The following is a 4,999-nucleotide window of genomic DNA, read 5'->3' on the forward strand; positions in this document are numbered from 1 at the left end:
CACCCGGCGCGCGCGGCCTGCCCGCGCGCGCCGTTCCATGCCGGGGGCTGCGTTTTTCATTACAATGCAGTCCCCGCGCGTGCCCCATGGCGCGCCTTGCCGGTGTAGCTCAGTTGGTAGAGCAGCTCACTTGTAATGAGAAGGTCGAGGGTTCGATTCCTTTCACCGGCACCATAACGCAGTCCACAGAAGTCCAAGACAGTCTAAAATCCCTAAGTTTTCAATGACTTAGGGATTTTTATTGTCTATCACAGTCCAGGTAGGTCTATGGACATACCATCGCCGCCGCTGGTATCTTTGTTGGTATCTGCTGAAAACTCATCAGCAAGCCCGCCAGATACCATCAGATGAATGTCGAAAACCCCGTAACCCACAAGGCCAGGCGGAGTTCCAAGCCACTGACCGATACCGCGTGCCGTCAGGCCAAACCCAGTCCCAAGCCCTACAAGCTGGCCGATGCGGGAAGCGGGCTGTATCTGCTGGTCAACCCGGACGGTAAAAAGTACTGGCGCTGGAACTATCGGTACTTGGGCAAACAAAAAACCCTGGCCCATGGCGTCTACCCGGACATAGGCCTGGCCCAGGCTCGGGAAAAGCATCAGGCAGCCCGCATGCTGCTGGCCGACGGAGTGGACCCCGGCCAAGCGCGCAAGGACGACAAACGCGCCACCAAGCTGGCCTCCGCCAATTCGTTTGAAGCCGTGGCCCAGGCCTGGATGGAAGAACACCGCCCCCAGGTATCGGACAGCACACACGCTCACACCGTGGCCTGGATGCAAAACGACGTGTTCCCCTGGCTAGGCCACCGCCCGATCACCGAAATCGACGCCCCCGAAATCCTGGCCGTCTTGAAGCGAATCGACAGCCGGGGCGCGCGCCACACCGCCCACAAGGTGCGCAGCAAGATCGGTATGGTGTTCCGCTACGGCATCAAGGAAGGATTTTGCAAGAGCGACCCGGCGCGCGATTTGGCCGGCGCAATCCCGACCCCGGCGACTACGCATATGGCTGCCATTACCGACCCGGCCCAGGTCGCCGAGATGCTGCGCGCCATCGACAGCTTCACCGGCACCTTTCCCGTGTTGTGCGCCTTGAAACTCGCCCCTGTGCTGTTTGTCCGGCCCGGTGAGCTGCGGACGATGGAGTGGGCACATATCGACCTGGACAAGGGCGAGTGGCGCTACACCGTGTCCAAGACCAACACCCCGCACCTGGTGCCGCTGGCGCGTCAGGCCGTGGATATCCTGCGCGACCTGCAAGCCTTGACCGGAAGCGGGCGCTACGTCTTTCCGGGTGCGCGCACGTCTACCCGTCCCATGAGCGGTGCGGCAATCAATGCGGCGCTGCGCCGGCTGGGTTACGACACAAAAACCGAAATCACTGGCCATGGCTTCCGAGCGATGGCGCGCACCATCTTGCATGAAGAGCTGGGCCAAAAGCCCGAGGTCATCGAGCACCAGCTCGCTCATGCCGTGCCCGACATGCTGGGCGCGGCCTACAACCGGACCAAATTCATCAAGGAGCGACGAGCCATGATGCAGGCATGGGCCGACTACCTGGACGCGCTGCGCATCGGCGGCAATGTCGTTCCGCTGACCCGCACAGCATGAGTGCCCATTCCCCACTCCAACGTTCGGAAAACTACAGGGCGCTTCGTCGATGGATGGGCAATGTGCCGTCTCATGGCGAAGCGCTGGGATTGCCTCGTCTGGTTGAACAGGGAGGGCGCCTGCTGTCCGGCCGAATGGTCGCCGAGATTGAGGCGATGCTCAATGCGATGAATGCGCTCGGGGAAACCGACGGCGCTACTCATCTGGATGAAGGACTTGCCCCGCCTGGCTACAACTGGGAATTACGCAGTACCAAGTTGTGGCGGTTTATCGGTAAGAATCATGCCGCCTTGAAGAAAGTTATCGCTGCCGAACCCTGGGAGTTCGTCGCTGCGTATGCGCTGCACCGTATTCGTATCGCCGTGCGGACCTTGCGGCAGGAACCCATCGGGTTGGGTCTTCTCCCTCTCGTAGCCGGAACGCAGGCGCAACAAGCTGCGTCGACCGCCAGTCAGTGGTTGATTTTGGCCAAAGCGGAAAGCCAACGAAAAAATGTTGAGAGTGGCCGAAAGCACCGGGCTGGGGGCATAAAGGGCAACGTTTCGAAGGAACGAAAGTATGGCGTTAGTGATCGGCGTCAGAAGATTCGTCAGGAAGCCGAAGCTCTTCTTGCTAAGAATCCGCAGCTTTCTAGGCATGCAATTGCACTAAAGCTCGCACAGAAGCATCGTCGCGAGCGCGGGTGGTCCGAGAGCACGATTACCTTGGTGCTTAAGCATCCTGCTGATTAAATTTTGTAGTTCCGCTGCGTGTTAAGAATGAGAAATTGAGAAAGTTCGCGCCGAGATCGTCCACATGAGGATTTGACGCGATGAATAACTCTTTCGTAGCCCGCGAAGGCCTACACCCCTCTCTTCCCGCACAACTGCCAGCCGTCGGCTATGTACGCTTGCCGACCATTTGCGCCGTGACCGGGTTGGCTCGGTCCACGGTTTGGGCTTGGGTTCGAGGGCGACGATTTCCGGCGCCAATCAAGCTGTCTGCTCGCGCTACAGCATGGCCGGTGGCCGAAGTCCGCGCTTGGCTGGCCGATCCCACCGCATGGCAGGCCGCGAACAAGGCGGAGGCCTGAACCATGACGACGACCAAAGAAAAGGGCCACGACTCAGGCAAGAGCGCGACCCCGACGACCAGTGCGCATGATACCCCGCTGACGTTGAATTTCGTCACGAGAGAGTCGTGCATTGATAGTTGCGATTTCTCCGGCAGTATTAGCCCGCGGCACCTGCGTGCCATCGTCGGCTTGCTGCGCCGCCCGATATCCAGGGAAGAGCTGGACCGTGTCGCAGGGTGCAGTAACAGCCCGCAGTTGGTCGCCGAGTTGCGCAGGCGCGGACTAGATGTACCCTGCCGGATGCTATCGGGCCGTGATCGAGATGGGAGAACGGTGCGCTACGGAGAGTATCGATTTACCAGGAAAGACCGTCGAAAGGTCATGCACTGGTTTCGGGAACGTAGCCTTGGGGCGCGTTGATGGTCAGGCCGAAAAAGGCCAGAAGCTCCGAGCGGTTTGTCGGAATTCCTCATTGGGTCATGAACGACCCGGCATTCCGCTCGCTGTCTCATCGTGCCAGGGCGTTGCTGTTCGACGTCATGCTCCAGTACAACGGCCGCAACAACGGTTCGCTGGTCATTTGCGAGAAGGCCATGCGGCCGTTGGGCTGGATGAGCAAGGACGGACTGACCAAGGCGAAACGCGAATTGGTGGACGGCTATCTCTTGGTGGTAACGCGCGTCGGCGCAAGGCCCAATCGTGCGGCCTGGTATGCGATGAGCTGGCGCGCTTTGGATGTCGTCGAAGGACTGGATATTGACCCTAAGAAGTACGTCACGTTGAAGATGAAAAACGCTTTCGGCCCCCCGCAGGACGGGGTAGCGGCTGCGCTGATTGGTCCGTGTGCCGGGGTAAAGGGAAGGCCCGCTACCCCGTGACGCGGACCAATGGCGGCCATCTTAGGAGGCTCGCTTACCCCGCCCTACGGGGCGTATATATATAAAGCCATACCGAGTAGCTAACTGAAGCGTTCGAGGCTACCTAGAACGACGCAGAGACCGATGGAGACACGGCGTCGGGCGGGCCGCTTGAACACTGCGATAGCGTTCGGGAACGTCTGCCGGACCTGTTCTTGATGCACATCGAAGAAACGCCTGATTACGGTGGGGAATACGCAGCAGTACGCGCGCGAGATGAGCCGGAAGTCCTGGATGAATTTCAGGTTTTTTCAGTAGGGCACGCGTGCAATGGGATGGTGTCTGTGCAACATCAGGAGCGTGGCCGAGAGGCTTATGGCGGCACCCTTGAAAGGTGCAGGGGCAGCGACGCCTCCGTGAGTTCGAATCTCACCGCTTCCGCCAATTCAAGCCAAGTCATTGATTTGCCGATACATAGGGGAGTTTTTGCCCCCAACTGGTACACATGACTGGTACACAACGGCAGCGCGAGGTTCGGTCAGCACAGGAAGCTGACATGCCTCTCTACATGCGCAAGGACGACCACGGCTACAAATTCGTCCGCCCTATCCCAAAAGACTTGCGCGGCCAGCTCGGCCAGGCCAATTTCATCAAGAGATTGGGCCGGGACTATCGGAAAGCCAAAGCCGCCTGCGCCGAATTCACCGTTGACACCGACCGGCAACTTGCCGAGGCCCGCGCCCAGCAGGCCAATCAAAACTCGGTGGGCGCGTTCCTCAAGCGGGATGCCCGAACACGGCTCAAGGCCATCTCGGTTACCGCGGAGCTCTCCGACCAGTTGGCCGCGCTCTGGCTGCAAGGGCTGAATGCCGACTCCCAGGCGCGCAAGGGTGGGCTCGACGACGACGAATTTGAGTCGTTGGATGCCAACGTGAAAGAGATGCAGGGCCTCATCAATCGCGCCCTAGCATCCGGGCAAGTCGGCAAGTTCCACGGCGCCATCGCCCAGTTGCTAATGATGCGGGGCTATCAACTGAGTGCAACGGACACCGAATGGCAGGCGCTCACCTATGAGGTGCTCCGGCATATCCAGACCGGCTACAAGATGCTGGCTGCCCGCCAGCAAGGCGAGCAACTCGCCCCTCCCGACCTGTCCGCCCTGCCCGAGCCACTGCCGGCGGTATGGGAGTCGCAGAAACCTGTATCGGCAAAACAGCCAACCCGCGTTGCTGACGTCGCACCGTTATATGAAGAACACCTGTCATCGAGTGGCGATAAGACCCGGAGCACGAACCTTTCCATCTGGAACCGGTTTGTTGAGTTCACCGACAATAAGCTGCTGTCTGCCGTGGGTAATCCCCCCCTAGAAGCGTCGCATCCAGAAGTAGAATTTTCTCGTTGAGGAGTTCTACAGCATGAAGAAGTCGAGATTCACAGACAGCCAGATCATCGAAGCGATCAAGCGGGCCGAGGCAGGC

At 59.6% G+C, this 4,999-nt stretch carries 5 protein-coding genes and 1 tRNA gene; all 6 read left to right on the forward strand.

The window, feature by feature from the left end; all coding sequences use genetic code 11:
• Positions 1 to 98: 98 nt before the first annotated feature.
• A tRNA-Thr gene (locus AC6LJ9_RS30160) sits at positions 99 to 174 on the forward strand.
• A gap of 173 nt (positions 175 to 347) precedes the next feature.
• Positions 348 to 1,610, forward strand: coding sequence for a tyrosine-type recombinase/integrase (locus tag AC6LJ9_RS30165; RefSeq protein ID WP_498150391.1), 1,263 nt, complete (start codon positions 348 to 350; stop codon positions 1,608 to 1,610).
• On the forward strand, positions 1,607 to 2,341 hold the full coding sequence (locus tag AC6LJ9_RS30170; protein ID WP_498150392.1) for a hypothetical protein: 735 nt from the start codon (positions 1,607 to 1,609) through the stop codon (positions 2,339 to 2,341). The genes AC6LJ9_RS30165 and AC6LJ9_RS30170 overlap by 4 nt, the downstream gene beginning before the upstream one ends.
• 80 nt (positions 2,342 to 2,421) lie before the next feature.
• The gene (locus AC6LJ9_RS30175) at positions 2,422 to 2,682 is read left to right on the forward strand and encodes a helix-turn-helix transcriptional regulator (RefSeq protein WP_498150393.1); all 261 of its coding nucleotides are present in this window, start codon (positions 2,422 to 2,424) and stop codon (positions 2,680 to 2,682) included.
• A gap of 461 nt (positions 2,683 to 3,143) precedes the next feature.
• Positions 3,144 to 3,542, forward strand: coding sequence for a hypothetical protein (locus AC6LJ9_RS30180; protein ID WP_498150394.1), 399 nt, complete (start codon positions 3,144 to 3,146; stop codon positions 3,540 to 3,542).
• Positions 3,543 to 4,077: 535 nt separating this feature from the next.
• A complete protein-coding gene (locus AC6LJ9_RS30185) occupies positions 4,078 to 4,923 on the forward strand; it encodes a DUF6538 domain-containing protein (RefSeq protein ID WP_498150395.1) in 846 nt (281 codons plus the stop codon).
• Positions 4,924 to 4,999 lie beyond the last annotated feature (76 nt).

The organism is Achromobacter sp. 1011811831, assembly GCF_059760905.1.

Bases quoted from the DNA above. Each gene is read 5' to 3' on its own strand.
- AC6LJ9_RS30165 (WP_498150391.1), top strand. From the start codon at position 348: ATGAATGTCGAAAACCCCGTAACCCACAAGGCCAGGCGGAGTTCCAAG.
- AC6LJ9_RS30180 (WP_498150394.1), top strand. From the start codon at position 3,144: ATGAACGACCCGGCATTCCGCTCGCTGTCTCATCGTGCCAGGGCGTTG.
- AC6LJ9_RS30175 (WP_498150393.1), top strand. From the start codon at position 2,422: ATGAATAACTCTTTCGTAGCCCGCGAAGGCCTACACCCCTCTCTTCCC.
- AC6LJ9_RS30170 (WP_498150392.1), top strand. From the start codon at position 1,607: ATGAGTGCCCATTCCCCACTCCAACGTTCGGAAAACTACAGGGCGCTT.
- AC6LJ9_RS30185 (WP_498150395.1), top strand. From the start codon at position 4,078: ATGCCTCTCTACATGCGCAAGGACGACCACGGCTACAAATTCGTCCGC.